This is a genomic window from Rhodococcus sp. NyZ502, assembly GCF_041464245.1.
Classification (GTDB): domain Bacteria; phylum Actinomycetota; class Actinomycetes; order Mycobacteriales; family Mycobacteriaceae; genus Rhodococcus_F; species Rhodococcus_F qingshengii.
Genome location: NZ_CP167155.1, coordinates 97,343 through 116,158, shown reverse-complemented (window position 1 = coordinate 116,158; position 18,816 = coordinate 97,343). Strand labels below are relative to the sequence as shown.

Sequence of the window (18,816 nt, the reverse complement as noted above, 5' to 3'; positions counted from 1 at the left end):
GCACCCCTCAGCGGAACATCGTCACTGCGGCCTTGGCGAGGACCTTCGGATCCTTCTCGTAGTGATGCATCTTGGTGAGCTTGTCTTCCGGAATCCCCAGGAACTTGTAGACGGCTACCTGAGCACAGCGCACCGAGTACTGCTCGGTGAACACCATGTCGAACGGCAGCTCCGCGAACTGACTGATGAACGCCAGGTTCTTGGAGTGCTTCGGCACCACCAGCGGCCGGTCGCCGACGGCGCGCCGATTGAACAGCGCACTGGCGTAAGGCATATGGCTGGGTATCGAATTCACGACGCTGTCCATAATCTCTTGTCGACGCGCGGCGAGCGCACCGCTCTCGTCGAGCGCCTCGAGGTGTCCGAGCGTCTCTTCCAGCATTTCCCGCCCGGTCATCTCGATGAACGGCTTCTTCACGTAGTCGCCGTCCTTGCGCGGGAACAGACAGTAACCCCAGAAGACTCCTTCGTTCTCCTTCTGCGCGTGGTAGTGCGGCTGATGGTGGACCACGATCGAGAGAAGCACGTTCGAGTCCACGAATGTGTTGAGCGCATTTCCGGGGAGCTGCTTGGTGATTCGGGAAATCTCGTTGATGAGCTCGTGTGACGAAGTGGTGACGGTGAAGCTGGTCCACTCACTCTGCGCCCGGTCCCCGAAGAACTTGTCGGGATTCCCGAGATCGTAGAAATGCTCGGTGGCCTGCTTCCACAGCAGCGCACTCGGTGCGTATCTCATGTCTTCGACGATCGGGGTGTCGAGATCGCCGATCGAAGAACTGTCGGTGATGCTGCCGTTGGTGTCGAAGACGAAATCGCCCTCTGCCACGTCGATTCGGCCCTTCTCACCGGTGCGGACGTTTTCGTAATCGAGTCCCGTCACGATGATCTCGTCTCGTAGCGGGGTGTCCTTGAACACGAACTCCGTGATCTTCAGTTCGTTGACGAACTTCACGCCCTTGCCTTCGAGGAAGGCCCGCATCGGCAAGATGATGCTCTCGTACTGGTTGTACGGGGATCTGGTGACACCGGCAAGAGTTTGAATGCGACTGAACTCGAGAATCATTCGGTTCATGTACCGGCGCAGCTCCATCGCCGAACTCACCCGCTTGAAAGCAAATGTGGTCTCCCACATGTACCAGAAGTTGGTGGTGAAGAAGTGCGGAGTGTCCTCGAACCACTGCTCGATACTGATGTCGTCGAGTTTTGCCTCGTCCGACTCCGGCATCGTCATCAGCTTCGTCAACAAGTACCGATCCTTGTTGTCGAATTGCATGTGCTTGTAGTCGTTTTCACCCTTGTTGCGAATGCCGTCGCGATCGATCAATCGTGCGACGTCGTGCGTTGGATGCGCGTGGTCGAAATCGAGAATGTCATCCGTCACCGATTTTCCCGGGTTGTCCAGCGACGGAACCACACTCAGCACGTCCCAGAGGTTCTCATAGGTCTCCTCGTTGAGCATGCGACCGCCACGATTGATGAAGCCCGCGTCGTTGCCCAGCTCGCGATGACCGTACTGGTGCTGGAAGGTAGCGGCAGATTCGCCGTCGTTCGCTCCATGCATGTCCAGCCCCATGATGGTGATGTCCTCACCGCTCCACTCACCGTCTCGAATCAAATAGACGGCAGCCGAGAGGTTTCCGATGCCGGCACCGATCATGTAGGCCTTGTGAGACAGCTTGGAAGACATTGGGTTTCGTTCCTTACTCGAGTCGCGGTACGGATACCTTCCAAGCATGGACCCCTTTGCCCGCTGGCGCATCACCCGAACCGGATGACGTCCGTCACGGTCGCTGAAGGCGCACCAGATCCAGTGCAAAACGCGCGTAGTCGCGTGCAATTTCCTCGGGCGTTTGTGGTCCGCTCGGCCGATACCATTGCGCGACAGAGACACACATCACGACTATTGCACGCGCGGCCTGTCGCGGCCGATCCGTCCCGAACACACCGGCAGCGATTCCGTCGTCGACCTGCTTCGTCATCAACCATTGCTGGTAGTTGCGTGATTCCGTGATGCGCAACCTGTTCTCGGCTGTGAGACTGCGCATTTCGCTGGCACCGAGAAATCCTTGATCACGCCGATAGATATGGAACAAGGTCACACATTCGACGAGGAAAGCCAGCCTTTCGGAGGGACTTTCGCCCTCGTCGATTGCCGCCAACGATCTCGTGTTGAGTTCATCCATGGTGAGGTCGAGAATTTCGGCCAACATCTGCTGCTTGCTGGAATAGTGGTGGTACAGACCTGGAACACTCATCTGCGCACGTTTGGCGATCTCACGCATCGCAGCGCCGTGATATCCGGTCTTCACCATCTCCGCGAGCGCGGCCGCCAACACCGGATCGAACGGACTCGGGCCGAACCTTCGCCACTCGTTCGGGCGAAAATGTGCGTCCTGGTCGGCGTCGTCGCCTCCCCATCGTGGCTGTTCCGGCGGACGCACTATCGCAGCCGGGAGCAGAGCGTCGAAACGCACTCCGAGAATCCCGCCGATTGCCGCCAACCGGTCGACGCTGACTCTGGTCTTTCCGGTCTCGACAGCGCTGAGGGTAGCCGGGCTGACATCGAGACGCCTGGCCAATTCACGCAGCGAGAGCCCGCTGTGACGCCGCGCTTGCCGGATCGACGCTCCGATCAGGACGGCATTCTCGAATTCGGTCACAGTGTTCAGTATTCCCGAACATTGGATTTCCAACAATGCGATGACCACGGCAATCGGTGAACCTGTTGACTACTGATTATCGGCCTGAACATGATGTGGATCACAAAGACCCAGGTCCGCCCGAGCGATCGTTCGGTGTCGGTAGCGAGAGGATCGAATCACCATGACCGAGGCGCCATATCTTGGAGAACTCCTGCGCGACGCACCCAGCAACTGGGGCAAGTGGGGAGAGTCCGACGAGGTCGGTTCACTGAACTACCTCGACGCCGGACAGGTGCTTCGTGGCGTCGGAACCATCAAGCAGGGTTCCGTGTTCACACTCCAACGTCTTATCGGCGATCCCAAGGGTGATCCGGTCTGGCCGGGCCGGAGCCCCGCCGAGCGCACACAGATCTTCGACGAGAGCAGCTGGGACGGCGACGACGCCCCCAACTTCCCCGGCGGCCTGCATTACGCGGACGACAAGATCGACGCGTTCCTGCAGGGCTCGACGCAGTACGACGCACTCGGCCACGTCTGGTACGACGGCGCCCTGTGGAACGGATACTCCGCTGATACCACTGTCGGCGGCCTGGAGAAGGCCAGCGTCGAACCGATTGCCGACCGCGGCGTCGTCGGACGCGCAGTACTTCTCGACATGGCGAAGTTCCGCGGCAAGGAAAACCTCGACAAGGCCGAAACCTTCACGCACCATGATCTTTTGGCCTGTGCCGAAGCGCAGGGCGTCACCATCGAGAAGCGTGACATTCTCGTCATCCGCACCAACTTCCTCAAGCTGTTCTTCGACCAGGGCGAAGCCTTCTACGAGGGCTTCTGCGAGCCCGGCCTGATCTACAGCCCCGAACTCGTCCAGTGGTTCCAGGACATGGAGATTCCGAACCTCGTCACCGACACCATTGCCAACGAGGTCACCACCGACCCCGAAAACGGTGTGGCACTGGTTCTCCACAACGCATTGATGCGCAACCTCGGAGTGGTGTTCACCGAGATCTGCGATCTGGAGAAGTTGGCCGCGGACTGCGCGGCCGACGGCCAGTACACGTTCCTGTACGTCGCCGCGCCACTCAAGGTCGCAAAGGCCAGCGGCTCTCCCGTGAATCCGGTTGCCATCAAATGACATACGAAGATCGCCCTTGGTTGGCGTTGTACCGCAACGACGTTCCCCCCGACATCGACGTCGAACAGCCCACAATGCTCGAAATGTTGGCAGCGGCGGTCCGCTCTGATCCGGACGCCACGGCTGTGAAGTACTTCGACGGTCAACTCAGTTACGCCGAACTGGATCAGCAGAGTGACGCGCTGGCCCGAGCACTCCGAGCCGGTGGACTGGTGAAGGGTGACCGCGTCGCTCTGTTCCTCCAGAACGTTCCGCAGTTCGTGCTTGCGCTCGCCGGAATCTGGAAAGCCGGCGGCGTCGCAGTCTCGATCAATCCCATGAGCCGTGAACGAGAACTGGGATACCAACTCGAAGATTCCGGAGCAGCGGTTCTGATCGCTCTCGAGGGGCTCTACGAGTCCGTCGGCCGCAATGTCGTCTCCGACTCGCCGGTCAGGCGAGTTATCACCACCTCGGAACTCGAGTACCAAAGTCGCAACGATCCGAGGATTTTCGACGGAATCGTCAAGAAGGATCTCGGTACCGACGATCTCGCGACGCTGATCGACGAACATCGTCTCGGCGATCCGATCACCACTGACGCTGCACCGGAAGACATTGCGGTACTGACCTATACGTCGGGAACCACCGGTCCGCCGAAGGGAGCGATGACCTCTCACGCGAACATGACCTTCAACGCCCAGGTGTACCGGGACTGGTTGGGGCTCACCCCGAAAGACACGGTTCTCGGAGTTGCACCGCTCTTCCACATCACGGGGTTGATCGGTCACATCGCGGTGTCCGTCCTGGCGAGAATGCCGCTGGTGCTTGCCTATCGCTTCCAGCCCGAGGTGATGCTCGACGCGATTCGTGAGCACCAACCGACATTCACAGTCGGCGCCATCACTGCTTTTACGGCACTGCTCAACACTCCGGGTTGCGCGCCGGAAGACTTCTCCTCCATGCGGTTGCTGTATTCCGGCGGCGCACCCATCTCGCCGACTGCCGCCGAGGCCGTCCGCGCCATGACCGGTGCTGCGCTGCACAACATCTACGGGCTGACCGAGACCACGTCGCCGACCCATGCCGTTCCCGTTGGTGCGGATACCCCCGTCGACCCCACGTCCGGGGCACTGTCCGTCGGCGTTCCAGTACCCAACACCGTGGTCCGCATCGAAGACGAGGGCGGTGCGGTCCTGCCGATCGGAGAGATCGGCGAACTGGTCGTCCGAGGTCCACAGGTGGTGCGCGGTTACTGGAACAAGCCGGAGGAGAGTGCGTCGGCCATTCGCGACGGGTGGTTCCACACCGGCGACGTGGGGTTCATGGACGAAGCCGGCTGGTTCTACGTCGTCGACCGTAAGAAGGACATGATCATCGCGTCCGGCTACAAGGTGTGGCCACGCGAGGTCGAGGACGTTCTTGCCGAGCACCCCGCAGTCCGTGAGGCGGCAGTCGTCGGGATCGCCGACGAATACCGCGGTGAGACGGTGAAGGCGTTTGTCAGCCTCGTCGCGGGGGCGTCCGTCACCCCGGAAGATCTGATCGATCACTGCAAGCAGCGGATGGCGGCGTACAAGTACCCACGCTCCGTGGTGCTGGTGGAGGAACTGCCCAAGACCGTCACCGGCAAGATACTGCGACGGGAACTGCGCACGATCTCTTGATCGCGGGGCAGCGGGCGGACTTCGCGGTCCGCCTGCTGTCTGATCGCGCACAGTTTCCGGTCGACCGCGCCATTGAGGTAATGGAACAGTAATATGTGCTGAGTACCCACGGACAAACGGGAGACATCAGTGAGCAAGTTCGGACGTAAGAAGCAGCCCACGCCCAAGAGCTACCAGTGGCTGGCCATGACCCTCATCGCGTTGTCGCTCTCCGTGTCGATCGGGATTGCCGCCAAACCCTCCTGAGCTTCGCGAATCCGAAACTTGTAACCCCGCGTCCATCTGCACATGGGCAGATAGGTGCAATTCGGACGCTTAGCTGTTCTAACTTTCCTTCCGTCGTGTCACCTCGGCACCGACGGAGAGGATCAACTCACCATGCGAAGCTCACGCTTCGGCGTGCTGGCCGCTGCCGGCGCTGTCGGACTAGTGCTTGTCACCAGCAGCGTCCAGTCCATCGCCACGGCGTCACCGTTCGGTTCGCTCGACGCCGGTTCGAGTTCCGGTTCGACAGAGATACCGACCGTCAGCGACGGCGGCTTCACGTCCAAGACGCCCTACACTCCCGGCCAGCGCATCGCCGACTATCAGGCGCCGCCGACGGGATACTCCCCCGTGTACACGGAAAGTGTTGCGCGCCATGGTTCCAGAGCACTGTCGAGCCTGAAGTACGACGACCTCAGCCTGCAGCTGTGGGAAATCGCCGAAGCCGAGAACGCATTGACTCCCGTCGGCAAGGAATTCGGCCCGGCCCTCCGTGATCTCATGGCCGCCAACAAGAAGCTGGGGTACGGCAACCTCAGCGGACGCGGGATCACCGAACACAGACAGCTCGGCGCGCGGGTCACCGAACGCCTCCCCCAACTGTTCGACGCCATCGCAGCGCAACAGGGCACCATCACCTTGACCTCGTCGGGTGTGGACCGTGCCGTGGACAGCGCCGAGAACTTCGCGCAAGGGCTGACCGGTGCGTTTCCAGCCGTCGCCGGCGATGTTGCACCGGTGACCACGGATGCCGACCTTCTCTACTTCCACGACTCGGATGCAAACGCCGACTACAAGGACTACGAAGAGTCCGATCCTCGACTGAAAGCCGTCGACGACCAGATCGCCGATCTTCCCCGCACCCGCGAGGTCTCGCGGCACATGATGCTCAGGCTCTACTCGGAGGACTTCGTGAACCGGCTGAGTGCGGGCGAGTTCTCACTCGTCGACCGTGGCAAGGGTTCCAGCACGATCGACAACGAAGTCGACGCCGCGTACATGCTGTACAACACGTACATCATCACTCCGGGCATGGCCGAAGAAGGCAAGTGGAATTTCGAGCGGTTCATCGAACCTGCTGACGCGCAGTGGCTCGCATACACGAACGATGCCGAGGACTTCTACGCCAAGGGCCCGGGCTTCACCGGTGAAGACGTCACCTACCGGATGGCAACTGTCCTGCGCGACGAGTTCCTGCGCGGCCTGCAGAAACACACCGGCGACGACGCCGTCCCGGGAGCGGATTTCCGGTTTGCACACGCAGAAACGATCATCCCCTTCGCGGCACTCTTGAAACTGCCGGGGAGCACCGTCTCGCAGGCGGAGGGCGACCTCTACACCTATGCGAACAACCCCTGGCGCGGATCGCAGGTCAGCCCGATGGCTGCCAACGTGCAGTGGGACGTCTACGCCGGACCGGAGGGTAAGCGTCTGGTCCGAATGCTCTACAACGAGCGCGAGACAGCATTTGCTGCCCCGTGCGCTCCGGTGAGCGCCGGGAGTTTCTTCTACACGCCGGACGAACTGGCCCGCTGCCTGCCGGAGATTTCACCGGCAGCCTGAGATCCGGCAACTCGGGATCCAGCCAGCGGTCGACGAGGGCGCGCCCATACCTGGTGCAATGCCAGCATGCGCGCCTTCTCGTCGTCTTCCATCAACAAGGCGTCGCAGATCCTCACGATGACCGGAGCCGAAACACCAACGGACGTACCCTGTTCCAGCCGCTGATAGTGATTGAAACTGATGTCGGCAATCTGCGCGACATCGCGCCGACTGAGGCCGTGCATTCGGCGAGCACCCTCGCAGCGCATGCCGACCATTTCGGGCGCAAGACTGTTTCGTTTTTCGACGAGCATCTGGCTCATCAACTGACGCGCGCTCGACCCGTTCACGTCGCCACCTTTTCCATCCCTGAAATATGCTTTCACCTAACATGTTTCAGAATATGGGATGGGACGGACCCGGCGGTATCTCCGAGATGACAGATAATCACGCGATACCGCCAACCCTGTGCCCGTCCAGGCTGTGACGATCAGGCTCAAGATCAGGCTATGAACCTGCCGATCGTCGGATTCGACTGGCAGATGGGACTACTGCCCCAGTTGATCGAACCGAACGCCGTCGCAACGACATTGCCGACGCCGGTGTTCACCGTCGCGGACAGGTACGGATAGGTACCGACCAGGTCGACGATTCCGGACTTGCCCGTGTCGGTGTTGACCCACGCAACAGTCACCTGACCCGCCGCCGGGATGGGTGCAGCGGCCGGGAACGAATCGAAGCGAATGTCACCCTTGGCGATGGGCGGATTGGATTCTGGCCCGGACTGGCCGGTGAGCCCGGTCAACGAGGCCAGCGACCCCTGATTCGGACACCCGATAGTGACGGCGGCGCCGCCGAAAGGGTGGGGCGGATCAGCCGAGGCGACTCCGGCGAACATGACGCTCGCGGCAATCGGTAGTCCGATGGCCGCAAAAACCCCGGCCGTGCGTGTGACGCTCATAGCTGCTCCTCGGGTCGACAACACTTTCCGGATACCCCTGGTACAACGCCCGAAACGAAGGAAAGACGACTATTCACACCCCCTAGACAACGCGTGTTGTCAGAACTACAGTCGGTGGTGCAGCTCACACCTATCTCTGCCGCGCGCAGACCAGTCCCAGGGAGTGTTCAGATGAAGCGCTACGACCTCCGCAGTCGCACGGATCAACTCGATCCCGAAACCGATTACGAAGAGATGTCGCGCATTCTCGCGGCGCAAGAGTTTCCCTGGGACATCAATCAGGCGCTCAGCTTCGCACTGTTTCGTACATACGCTGTCCCCTCGATCGGCAAGCTCCTCTTCTCCACGGGCGAGTTCACCGACAAGGTTCAGAAGCGCTACGACGACACCAGCCTGATCCTCGACGCCATCCTCGAGCACGGCCTCAGCAGCACCGAAGGCCGCAAGAGCGTGCGTCGAATGAATCAGATGCACGGCTCGTACGACATCTCCAACGACGACATGCTCTATGTCCTGGCCACCTTCGTCGTCACGCCGGTCAGATGGCTCGACGAGTACGGCTGGCGGAAGATGACCGACAACGAGATCGTCGGGTCGACGAATTATTACCGCCACCTGGGTCGGTACATGAACATCAAAGACACGCCGGACACCTACGAGGGCTTCGTCAAACTTCTCGACGACTATGAGCGCGAACACTTTTCATTCGATCCCGGCGCCCGAGCCGTCGCTGATTCCACCCTCGACCTGATGTGCACCTTCCCGCCCAACAACCTGGCACCGAAGGCTCTGGTCAAGGGATTCGCCTTCGCTCTCATGGACGATCACCTACTCGACGCCTTCCACTACAGGCACCCGAGCACTGCGATGCGCGTCGTCTCACGCGGTGCGCTGAAGGTCCGCGCGCGCCTGCTGCGGTTCTTCCCCGTGCGTACGAAGCGGAAATTCGCCCGCGAGCTGCCCAACATCCGCAGCTACCCGAACGGTTACAAGGTCGAAGACCTCGGCACCTTCCCCACGGGATGCCCGGTCAAGCACCTGCAGGCAGACCAGCAGGCCCAAGCGTAAGCAGGTTCCCATCGTGGAGTGGTGGAACTCCTGGCACCCGGGCTGATTCGCGTTTCTCATGCCTAGATGAGGGAGGAGTCGCGACCAGTACGACGAAGGGTGATCAATTCATGGTTCGTCTCGGCGTCGTGTCGACGCCCCTCTTCTTCGAACTCCATCAGCGCATAGAACCTGCGGGCGCGATCGTTGAGGGTGTAGACCTCGAGTGTCACCTCGCCGTGCATGGTTGTGGCGTGTTCGACCAACGCCCGCCCGACGCCCAACCCTTGTGACGCCGGCGCGACGAACAGTCCCCCGATTTCGGGGCCGATCATTCCCAACAGTCCAACGACAGCGGAGTTGTGCTCAGCGACCCAATTGTCGGCCTGAATCAGATAAACCTCTCGCATCTTCTGTTCCCGTTCGCCCGTTCCCTCACCCGTAAGGAACGGATGGGCTTCACGGGCAGCGCGCGACCACAGGTCGACGACCACATCCTCATCCGAGGATACGTAGCGGCGAATGATCAGATCCTGGTTCACAATCCGACCATACCCTCAGGCGTCAGCGCACTGACCGGGCCGAAAGTGTTCAATTTTCGGATCCACGCAGGACGACCCCGACGTAAATCAGTGGAACAATTCCATTCGTTGCCGCTCCGCAGTTACCGCGTTGTGCAAGGGTTGTCCGATGACTGACGGTGATCCGACAACTGAGCGTGGAGGTCCGGCATCCTGGTGGAAGGTGACAGCGATTGTCACCGCAGTGCTTGTCACTCTCACGTGCGGCGTCATCGTCTGGTCCTTCATGCCGCCGGTTGTGTACTTTCCGTTCTTTGCGCTCGCAGCCTCAGTACTGCTCGGTTTGGGCGGAGTGTGGTTGATACTCAGCCTGATTGGCTGGATGAAGTACAAAACTCTGCGTTTGAGCACGATCGCGCCGGTGATCGTGCTCGTCACCGGTGCGCTCGTGACCTTTTCCGTCCCTTCGCATGTTGCGTTTGCATTGTCGAAAGATTCGCTCGAAGCAGTGGCCGCGGATTGCCAGAAGTCGTTGGAAAACCAAACAATTGGCGTCTACCGGGTCCTGCAGGTCTGGCCCGTCGGCAACGGGTGCCGCTTCCACATCGAGGGTGGTCTAATCGATTCGATCGGATTGGCGCACTTACCTGACGGCGCACCATATCTCGGCAAGCCCCGCCGCGACGGCGAGATCGGATACCAGGAGTTCGACGGCGACTGGTACTCGTTCGTTCAAGCGTTTTAGCAGCGAGAAACTAGCCGACCAGCTTGGCCTTCAGAAGCGCGATCGTGTCCGGAGTGAGTCCGAGACCTTCGGTGAGATAACCGTCGACGGTTCCGTAATCGCTGGCTACCTGCGCGAGTCCAGCTTCCAGGTACGAAGCGTCGACACCGAGGGCCGGCTCGAGATTGGTCGCCACCTGCGGGCTCAGGGCCTGAGAGATCTGCGCAAGGATCTTCTCGTTGGTCGCCTGAAGGTAGGTGTTGCTCAACAGATAGTCGTCCATGATCGTCTGGGCGGGGACACCGGCGATGGACTGCAGCAACATCGCGGTCCAACCCGTGCGGTCCTTGCCTGAGGTGCAATGGAACAACTGCACCCCGTCACTCGCAGCGATGTCCGAGAGGACCTGCTTGAAGCCGGCACGGCGAACGGGATCGGTGACAAAACTGCGGTTGGTGTCGACCAAGAACTGCTTGGCCTCCTCCGGCGACTTGATCGTCGTCGCGAGCTGGGTGAGATCCTTGAACTCGATGGGGATGTTCGTGTACGTCACACCGTCCGGGAGTTTGTCCGCGCCACCGATGAACGGGTTGGAGATCTCGGTTGCGCCGCGCAGGTCATAGGCGTCGGCAAGCCCGAGGCCGGTGAGTGTCGTCTTGTCTGCGTCGGTGGTAGCGGTCAGCGCATTGGACCGGTAGATGACGCCGCGCTTGAGGTGTGAGCCGTCGACGGTGGCGTATCCCCTACCGTCGTTGCCGGCAACGTCGCGAAAGTTGGCCACGGAGGCCAAATTCGGTGTCGGCGCGAGGACAGGATCGAGCGAGCCGAGATCGACCGATCCCGCGTTGAGAGAGCCCAAGTCGAGCGGGATGGCCGTGGCGGGAGCGGCAAACAACAGGCCTCCGGTGACAACAAGTGCGGCGGCCTTCGCACCGCGAGCGAACAACATTCGTGAGCGTGTGGACATGTGGCAGTGTCTCTCTCTGTGGTTTGGGATTTGCGGTTTGGTGAGCTGGAGTTACGGTGCGACATCACCGATTCCGGTGAACCCGTATCGCTGATGGGGTCCGATGACTGCTACCTCGAACAGTCCTGTCCCGGTGCGAGTTACGCCGTCTTCTACAAGGGTGAACCGGGCCAAATTGTCGACCGGGCACAGCATCTTCTTCCACGGTTCGATGTCCGAAACCTTCTCTCGCAGGCCCTGAACCACCAGTTCTCCCTGCCACATCCCGTGGCGCCAATCCTGCTCGAGTCCGTAGCCCGTACCGACACCGATGTAGTTGGGCAGAATCGGTTCGCAGGTTATCTCCAGGATGTGGTCGGATTCGCCTGGTGCACCGGGGCGCCGGAAGTACAGCGTTCCGCTCTTCACCTCGCGAGTACCGGAAATGAAGGTGAGCTGGTGGTCCGGTCGACCCAACCACTCCGGCTCACGCGAGCGGTCCGCCCAGACGCGAGTCGCATCTTCGAGGATTCGGCGTCCCTGCTGATCTTCTTGAACGATCGTGACGATGGTGAAGTCGCCGAATTGCATGATCGAGTAAATCCAGAAGAAGTTCTGACTGCCGGCTATCGCCGGATCTGCCTTGCGTCCAGGCGGTTCCGCTTCGCCGACCGGTCGCACACCCCAGGACCGATCGCGATTACCCCGCCACGTCTCCGGGGTGACCGGGATGACGTCGCCGTCGACGGTCAAGGATCCGGACCATGTTCCGGTCTGCACGAATCGTTGCGTGTCGAAGGTGACTCGTTCGAGCTGGCGATGGAAATGTCTGGCCTCGAGATTGGCGGGGCCGTCGGACTCGAAGGTGAGGTCGAAGCTCAGGTCCGGCGCTTCGGGACTCGGGTCCAACACCACACGTAGGCGGTGCAGACCCTCGATGATTTCGATTCGCAGTGGGCCTACTGACAGGTCCATACGATCGTCACCCAAGGCTCGGGATGCCCGGAAGACAATATGGTCTTCGCCGCGCCGAAGAACCGCAAAGCCGTCGCATACACCAAGATTGGGGTACTGACCGAGACCGATGATGAGAAACAGCGGCTCGGTGTCGCCGTCGACGCCGGCATGGCAGTTGAAGTAGTAGCGGTCGTAGAAGTTTCGATCCGAGGTGCCCACGTGGCGGATGGTCTCGGCGATCTGATGTACCGGGTAGTCGTCGAGCGGGGACAGTGTCATCGTGCATCTCCTGTTGTGAGCGGGGATGTTGCGAGCGACTCCCAATAGGTGCCGTCGAGCATGGCTTCGAGTGTTTTGTGGTGCAGGATCATCTCGTCCGGGTTGTCGGGGAATTCGGCCTGACCGAAAGCCACTGCGCGGCTTTGGACTCGGAACATGATCACCGCGTGCCGCAGCGCGGCGAAAAGGATGTAGAAATCTAGATCCGCAACCTGGTGGCCGGAAAGCGAGCCGTAGGCATCTGCCACGTCCTCGCGACGAAGGAAGTCCGGCATTCCGGGGAGTCCGGCCATGGCAGCGAGATCCTCGAAGAACCTGTGCTGGAAGATCATCCAGCCGAGGTCCAGCTCACGCGGCCCCAGTGTGGCCATCTCCCAATCGAGGACCGCCGCCGGCTCGAAGTCGCGGTAGATGACATTTCCGATCCGCGAGTCACCCCAGCAGAGCACTGCGGAACCGGCATCGACGGGAAAGTTCGCTTCGATCCAGTCGAAACCGCGCTCGATCAACGGAGATCCTGGTCCGTCGGCTGTTGTCCACTCGTAATAGCGCCGCTGGTCCTCGAGGTGCGCGCGAAGTGCTTCTGCCCCAGTCGGTTCGGCACCATCGCGGCACAACTCGGGGAGTGCGAGGTGCGGATCGGCCATAGCGTGTAGCTCGGCGAGCACCCGGACCGATGACTGCTGGAGTCGAGAACAGTCGTCGGCCGAAGCTTCCGAGAGCCAGGATCCGAACGTGTACGGCATGACATCGGGCGGGATTTCGCCCTCACGCCGTTCCATCACGAAGAACTCGCCGCCGAGCGCGTCCGGGTTGCTCTCGGACCAGTACACCCGCGGGATCGGCACCGACGTGTGAGCGGCGACGGCGCTCATGACCCGAAACTGCTGGTCCAGGTTGTAAGACGGAAAGATCGGTACCGCACTGTCCCGCGGGGCGATACGGGCGACCAAGCGATGCTCGGCTCGAATCCCGTCCTCGATCCACGTCGCGTCGAAAAGCACAGTTTCGTTGGACATGCCGTTCGCGGCCGGTACCTCGACCGAGGTCACGGAAGGTTTCGAGCCTCGCCACAGCACGGTCGCGAGCCAGCCTTCGAGGCTGCGCCGCATCTCTGCCGGGTCGTTGCGGGATTCGCCGGGCCTGGCAAATTCGGCGTAGTCGGGATCTTCGCCGGAGTTTTCTGTTTCGGTTCGAAGGTTCATCACCACTCCTCGTGGTTCGGTGGCGCCGATGCGCACGTGCCGATTGTCGATACAATATGTATCGACTAAAGCCGTGACAGAATGTAACGGCCATCACAGCGATACCGCAAGGGATTTGCCCAAAATGTCCAAAGATTCCGAAACTCAGCACCGCCTGGGCCCGCAGCGAAACCCTGCAATCGACGACGCAGTACTGGACGCGACCAGGCAACTGTTGGAAGAAAAGGGGTACGCGGGCACGTCCATCGACGCCATAGCCACGCGTGCGGGAGTAGGACGTCCAGCCATCTACCGTCGGTGGCCGTCGAAGGCACACATCGTCAACGACGCGATCTACCCCGTACTCGACGTCGAACAGGGCGCTGACATCGACACCGAACTCGGCACCGAGGGCACGATCACGGATCAGATCCGCGCGCTGGTGCACGGCGCGGTTGCTCTGTTCGCAGCTCCCGCCACACGAGCCGCTGCTCCCGGATTGATGAGCGAAGTGCGAACAAACGCGGAATTACGCGACGTTCTCGTGGTGCGGCAACTGGCCGGAGTCCGCGTCGAGCTGAACCGTCGACTCGAGGCGGCGAGAGAGCGCGGCGACATCCGAAGCGGCGTCGACGCCGACGCTCTTCTCGACATCATGGCTGGCGCGGCCATCTTCGCGATGTCGGTTCGCGACGTCTCGGACCCGGGACCGTTTGCCGATTCTCTTGCCGACATAGTGCTGAACGGCATACTCCCCGACGACAACTAGGCGCCAACCTCGCCGACTATCCTGTGGGGCATGACCGAGCCTGTAGCGACCGCTGACCTTGCCGACGAGATCGGACCCGACATCCGTAGCTGCGACACGCAGTTCACCCAGTTCGGTGGACGTGAAGTCTTTGCCGGCCCCATCACCACCATCAAGTGCTTCCAGGACAACCTGCTCGTGAAGCAGACCCTCAGTGAACCGGGCAACGGCGGAGTCCTCGTCGTCGACGGTGACGCGAGCATCCACACCGCCCTGGTCGGCGACATCATTGCCGGCCGCGGCGTCGACAACGGCTGGGCCGGCGTCATCGTCAACGGAGCCGTCCGCGACTCCGCGATCCTGCGCACCCTCGACATCGGCGTCAAGGCATTGGGCACCAACCCGCGCAAGAGCACGCAAACCGGTTCGGGCGAGAAGAACGTGCCGATCGAAATCGGCGGAGTCACCTTCAACCCCGGCGAGATCGTCTACAGCGACCAGGACGGCGTCGTCGTTCGCGAGAGCTAGTCAGAAGTCGCGGGATCAGGCGGGGGCTTCCACTTTGGCGGCCATCCCGCCGATCTCGACGACATCGCCGTCACGAAGCTGGCGGCCCCGACGATCTTCGACCTCACCGTTGACCGAAACCATGCCGTCGGCGATCACTTCCTTCGCCTCCGCGCCCGATTCGATGAGGTTCGCGAGCTTGAGAAACTGACCGAGCCGAATCATTTCGTCGCGGATGGGTACTGCTGGAATGTTGTCGGTCATGTCAATCATCTTCCTCCTCCCACAAAACTGGACACGACAGACCACACTTAGCGTGAGGATCTGATCGACCGGTAGGAGAGGAAGCTCGATGGCACCATTGACCGAGGTATCGGACACCACTGCAGAGTTGGTGGAATCGCCACCCGAAAATCCGCGCCAGGCGCGTCGATTCCGCAAAGGGCGGTTCAGCCAGGTTCCCCATATCTCGGGACTGATCCTCGGAGTCTTCTCCGTACTGGTGTTCCTGTGGAGCATCTCGCCGGTACTGCGGCACATCCTCCGCGTCCCACGCGAATACATCGACAGCTACTACTTCGACGCACCGGATACGAGCCTGTCGTGGGCGCTCGTCGTCGCCCTGCTCGCCGCCGCCCTCGCGAGCCGCAAGCGCATCGCCTGGTGGCTGTTGACGATCTACCTGTCACTGATCACCCTCACCAACATCGCCTCCGCGATCGTCGACAAGAACCCGAACAACGCCGTGGCGGTTGTCGTTCTGCTTGTCGTGATCGGAATCCTCATCGCGGCGAGGCCCGAGTTCTACACACGCGTACGGCGCGGCGCCGGCTGGAAAGCACTCGGCGTACTGATCGGCGGCATGGCTGTAGCGACCGTGATCGGTTGGGGCCTTGTCGAACTCTTCCCAGGTGACCTACCGCAGAACCAGCGATTCCTCTGGGCCCTGAACCGCGTCACCGCTGCAGCTTCGGTCGACAACGAGGTGTTCGACGGCCACCCGCGTGTCTTCGTCAACACGGTCCTCGGTCTCCTCGGTGCCATCGCGCTACTCGCAGCCGTCATGACGCTCTTCCGCGCGCAACGCTCCAACAACGCCCTCACCGGAAATGACGAGTCCGCGATCCGCGGGTTGATCCAGAACTTCGGTGCCGACGACTCTCTCGCTTACTTCGCCACCCGCCGCGACAAGGCGGTCATCTTCGCGCCGAGCGGCAAGGCCGCGATCACGTACCGCGTCGAGATCGGCGTCTGCCTCGCCAGTGGTGATCCCATCGGTGATCCTGAAGCGTGGCCGCACGCCATCGAAGCGTGGCAGGGGCTCGCGTCGCAGTACGGCTGGGCGACGGCCGTCATGGGCGCCAGCGAAACCGGGGCGACGGCATACAAGAAGGCGGGCCTGAGCGTCCTGCAGCTCGGCGACGAAGCGATCCTGCGCACCCGCGAGTTCAATCTCAACGGACGCGACATGCGCCCGGTGCGCCAGGCGGTCACCCGCGTGAGGCGTCACGGCGTCACCGTGCGGATGCGACGCCATCGCGACATCCCGCCCGAGGACATGGCAGCCGTCATCATCCGCGCCGACGACTGGCGCGACACCGACACCGAGCGCGGCTTCTCCATGGCGCTCGGCCGACTGGGCGATCACCTCGACGGCGATTGCCTCCTCGTCGAAGCCGTCATGGGTGAAGGCACCGAGGACGAAAGCGTCGTCGGCATGCTCTCGCTCGTGCCGTGGGGACCGAACGGTGTTTCGCTCGACCTGATGCGCCGTAAGCCGACGGCGCCCAACGGTGTCGTCGAATTGATGGTCTCGGAGTTGGCCACACGTTCGGACGAGATCGGCGTCGTGCGAGTTTCGCTCAACTTCGCCGTGTTCCGCTCGGTGTTCGAGGAAGGTTCGCGCATCGGCGCCGGCCCGATCCTCCGCATCTGGCGCTCGGTGCTCGTCTTCTTCTCCCGCTGGTGGCAGCTCGAAGCGCTGTACCGCTCGAACGTGAAATACCAGCCGGATTGGGCGCCGCGCTTCCTCTGCTTCGAGGACAACCGCGAACTGCCGCGCGTCGGATTCGCGTCGGCCATCGCCGAAGGCTTTGTGGTTCTGCCCAGTTTCGGGCGCAAGTCCAGCCAGGTCGTCAAGCACACGGGCACGCATGCGGCGGTGCCGGCAGCTCTAGTGACTTCCGAAGGACTGCATGCCGACGGCAGCCCGCCGGACTCGGCGCCGACGTTCACGACCAACGGTCCGCGTCGACCCGAGCAGGTCCGCGTGCGCATGAACAAGCTCGCGCAATTGGCCGACGAAGGGATCGCCGCGTACCCCGTCGCCTATCCGCCGACCCACACGATTGCCGCCGCAGCGAAGTCACCGGAGGGCACCCGCGTGCGAATCGCGGGACGCCTCCTGCGGGTCCGCGACTACGGCGGAGTGGTGTTCACGGACGTGCGCGACTGGTCCGGCGACATTCAGGTCCTGGTCGACCAGGACAACGTCGGCCGCGAGAAGCTGGCGGAGTTCGCTGCCGAGTTCGATCTCGGTGACCTGATCGAAGTCAGCGGAACCATCGGGCGCAGCCGCAAGGGCGAGCTGTCGCTCATTGCCGTCGAGTGGCGCATGAACGGCAAGTGCCTGCACCCGCTGCCGGACAAGTGGAAAGGCCTCTCGGATCCCGAGACCCGCGTCCGCCAGCGGTACCTCGACATCGCCCTCAACCCGAAGGCCCGCGAACTGCTCGAGGCCCGAAGCGCCGTCGTGAAGTCGCTGCGCGATTCACTCGGTGGTCGCGGATACCTCGAAGTCGAGACCCCGATCCTGCAGCAGGTGCACGGCGGCGCGAACGCTGCTCCGTTCCTGACACACATCAACGCGTACAACCTCGACCTCTATCTCCGCATCGCACCCGAGCTGTACCTGAAGCGGTTGTGCGTCGCCGGTATGGAGAAGGTGTTCGAGATCGGCCGCGTGTTCCGCAACGAGGGCGTCGACTTCAAACACAATCCCGAGTTCACGATCCTCGAGGCCTACGAAGCCCACAGCGACTACGAGGGCATGATGCGGATGTGCCGCAAGCTGATCCAGGCGGCGGCCGTCGCAGCATTCGGTCGCGAGATCATCATGCGTCCCGGCCCGGACGGCGAACTGGTCGAGGTCGACATCTCCGGTGAGTGGCCGGTGAAGACGATGCACGGCGCCGTCGCCGAAAAACTTGGTGTCGACGTCTCCCCCGAGACAAGTCTCGAAGACCTGCAGAAGTTGTGCGACGCCAATGAGATCCCGTACCAGTCCAGCTGGGATACCGGCGCCATCGCGCAGGAAATGTACGAGCATCTGGTCGAGGACTACACGGAGTTCCCGACGTTCTACACCAACTTCCCCACCTCGATGTCGCCGCTCACCCGGCCGCACCGCAGCATCCCCGGCGTCGCCGAGAAGTGGGACCTGGTGGCGTGGGGCGTCGAACTCGGAACCGCATACAGCGAGCTGACCGACCCTGTGGATCAGCGCAACCGGCTCACCGAGCAGTCGATGCTCGCGGCCGGCGGCGACCCGGAAGCGATGGAATTGGACGAAGACTTCCTCCAAGCCCTCGAACACGCGATGCCGCCGACGGGTGGTCTCGGGATGGGCGTCGACCGAATCGTCATGCTGATCACGGGTGGCAGCATCCGCGAGACGCTGGCCTTCCCCCTCGCGAAACCGCGTCAGTAGTCCG

The 18,816-nt window shown here is 61.8% G+C and carries 17 protein-coding genes; 8 read left to right on the top strand and 9 right to left on the bottom strand.

Annotation, left to right across the window (positions count from 1 at the left end; all coding sequences use genetic code 11):
• Positions 1-7 precede the first annotated feature (7 nt).
• Positions 8-1,735: an oleate hydratase gene (locus ACBG85_RS00575; protein ID WP_073512952.1), complete on the bottom strand. Its 1,728-nt coding sequence runs from the start codon at positions 1,733-1,735 to the stop codon at positions 8-10.
• Between the two features lie 46 nt (positions 1,736-1,781).
• Positions 1,782-2,660 (bottom strand): TetR family transcriptional regulator, encoded by an 879-nt coding sequence (locus tag ACBG85_RS00570; protein ID WP_372025802.1) that lies wholly within the window; start codon positions 2,658-2,660, stop codon positions 1,782-1,784.
• Between the two features lie 163 nt (positions 2,661-2,823).
• Here ACBG85_RS00570 and ACBG85_RS00565 point away from each other — a divergent pair, with 163 nt between their 5' ends.
• The 3 genes from ACBG85_RS00565 to ACBG85_RS00555 all read left to right on the top strand — a co-directional run bounded on the left by ACBG85_RS00565 (position 2,824) and on the right by ACBG85_RS00555 (position 7,250).
• Positions 2,824-3,777 carry a cyclase family protein gene (locus tag ACBG85_RS00565; protein ID WP_007735859.1) on the top strand — a complete coding sequence of 318 codons (954 nt, stop codon included), beginning with the start codon at positions 2,824-2,826 and terminating at the stop codon, positions 3,775-3,777.
• A complete protein-coding gene (locus ACBG85_RS00560; protein ID WP_372025800.1) occupies positions 3,774-5,423 on the top strand; it encodes a class I adenylate-forming enzyme family protein in 1,650 nt (549 codons plus the stop codon). Before ACBG85_RS00565 ends, ACBG85_RS00560 begins: the two co-directional genes overlap by 4 nt.
• Before the next feature lie 378 nt (positions 5,424-5,801).
• Complete coding sequence (locus ACBG85_RS00555) at positions 5,802-7,250, top strand: histidine-type phosphatase (RefSeq protein ID WP_003943593.1); 1,449 nt, start codon at positions 5,802-5,804, stop codon at positions 7,248-7,250.
• Here the strand turns inward: ACBG85_RS00555 and ACBG85_RS00550 are convergent.
• A complete protein-coding gene (locus ACBG85_RS00550; RefSeq protein ID WP_143542652.1) occupies positions 7,196-7,579 on the bottom strand; it encodes a helix-turn-helix domain-containing protein in 384 nt (127 codons plus the stop codon). The two genes, ACBG85_RS00555 and ACBG85_RS00550, sit on opposite strands and share 55 nt — an antisense overlap.
• Before the next feature lie 152 nt (positions 7,580-7,731).
• On the bottom strand, positions 7,732-8,190 hold the full coding sequence (locus ACBG85_RS00545) for a hypothetical protein (protein WP_003943607.1): 459 nt from the start codon (positions 8,188-8,190) through the stop codon (positions 7,732-7,734).
• Between the two features lie 171 nt (positions 8,191-8,361).
• Here ACBG85_RS00545 and ACBG85_RS00540 point away from each other — a divergent pair, with 171 nt between their 5' ends.
• The gene (locus ACBG85_RS00540) at positions 8,362-9,258 is read left to right on the top strand and encodes an oxygenase MpaB family protein (protein WP_003943533.1); all 897 of its coding nucleotides are present in this window, start codon (positions 8,362-8,364) and stop codon (positions 9,256-9,258) included.
• Positions 9,259-9,320: 62 nt separating this feature from the next.
• Here the strand turns inward: ACBG85_RS00540 and ACBG85_RS00535 are convergent, their stop codons facing one another.
• Complete coding sequence (locus ACBG85_RS00535) at positions 9,321-9,779, bottom strand: GNAT family N-acetyltransferase (RefSeq protein ID WP_372025797.1); 459 nt, start codon at positions 9,777-9,779, stop codon at positions 9,321-9,323.
• A gap of 148 nt (positions 9,780-9,927) precedes the next feature.
• Here ACBG85_RS00535 and ACBG85_RS00530 point away from each other — a divergent pair, with 148 nt between their 5' ends.
• Positions 9,928-10,503, top strand: a complete 576-nt coding sequence (locus ACBG85_RS00530) for a hypothetical protein (protein ID WP_372025795.1) — start codon at positions 9,928-9,930, stop codon at positions 10,501-10,503.
• Positions 10,504-10,513: 10 nt separating this feature from the next.
• On the opposite strand, the gene ACBG85_RS00525 is transcribed toward ACBG85_RS00530, so the two are convergent.
• Genes ACBG85_RS00525 through ACBG85_RS00515 form a run of 3 tightly spaced genes read right to left on the bottom strand, consistent with a single transcriptional unit; the run spans position 10,514 to position 13,869 of the window.
• Entirely contained in the window at positions 10,514-11,449 is a 936-nt protein-coding gene (locus tag ACBG85_RS00525; protein WP_372025793.1) for a tyrosine-protein phosphatase, read from the bottom strand.
• Between the two features lie 51 nt (positions 11,450-11,500).
• Positions 11,501-12,664: a hypothetical protein gene (locus tag ACBG85_RS00520; RefSeq protein ID WP_064688032.1), complete on the bottom strand. Its 1,164-nt coding sequence runs from the start codon at positions 12,662-12,664 to the stop codon at positions 11,501-11,503.
• The gene (locus ACBG85_RS00515; protein ID WP_372025791.1) at positions 12,661-13,869 is read right to left on the bottom strand and encodes a phosphotransferase family protein; all 1,209 of its coding nucleotides are present in this window, start codon (positions 13,867-13,869) and stop codon (positions 12,661-12,663) included. The genes ACBG85_RS00520 and ACBG85_RS00515 overlap by 4 nt, the downstream gene beginning before the upstream one ends.
• 124 nt (positions 13,870-13,993) lie before the next feature.
• On the opposite strand from ACBG85_RS00515, the gene ACBG85_RS00510 reads away from it, so the two are divergent.
• Entirely contained in the window at positions 13,994-14,617 is a 624-nt protein-coding gene (locus ACBG85_RS00510) for a TetR/AcrR family transcriptional regulator (protein WP_042453334.1), read from the top strand.
• A gap of 30 nt (positions 14,618-14,647) precedes the next feature.
• Positions 14,648-15,124, top strand: a complete 477-nt coding sequence (gene rraA, locus ACBG85_RS00505; RefSeq protein ID WP_003943552.1) for a ribonuclease E activity regulator RraA — start codon at positions 14,648-14,650, stop codon at positions 15,122-15,124.
• Between the two features lie 15 nt (positions 15,125-15,139).
• Here the strand turns inward: rraA and ACBG85_RS00500 are convergent, their stop codons facing one another.
• Positions 15,140-15,367, bottom strand: coding sequence for an RNA-binding S4 domain-containing protein (locus ACBG85_RS00500; protein WP_003943569.1), 228 nt, complete (start codon positions 15,365-15,367; stop codon positions 15,140-15,142).
• Between the two features lie 88 nt (positions 15,368-15,455).
• On the opposite strand from ACBG85_RS00500, the gene lysX reads away from it, so the two are divergent.
• On the top strand, positions 15,456-18,812 hold the full coding sequence (gene lysX / locus ACBG85_RS00495) for a bifunctional lysylphosphatidylglycerol synthetase/lysine--tRNA ligase LysX (RefSeq protein WP_372025789.1): 3,357 nt from the start codon (positions 15,456-15,458) through the stop codon (positions 18,810-18,812).
• The last annotated feature ends 4 nt before the right edge of the window (positions 18,813-18,816 follow it).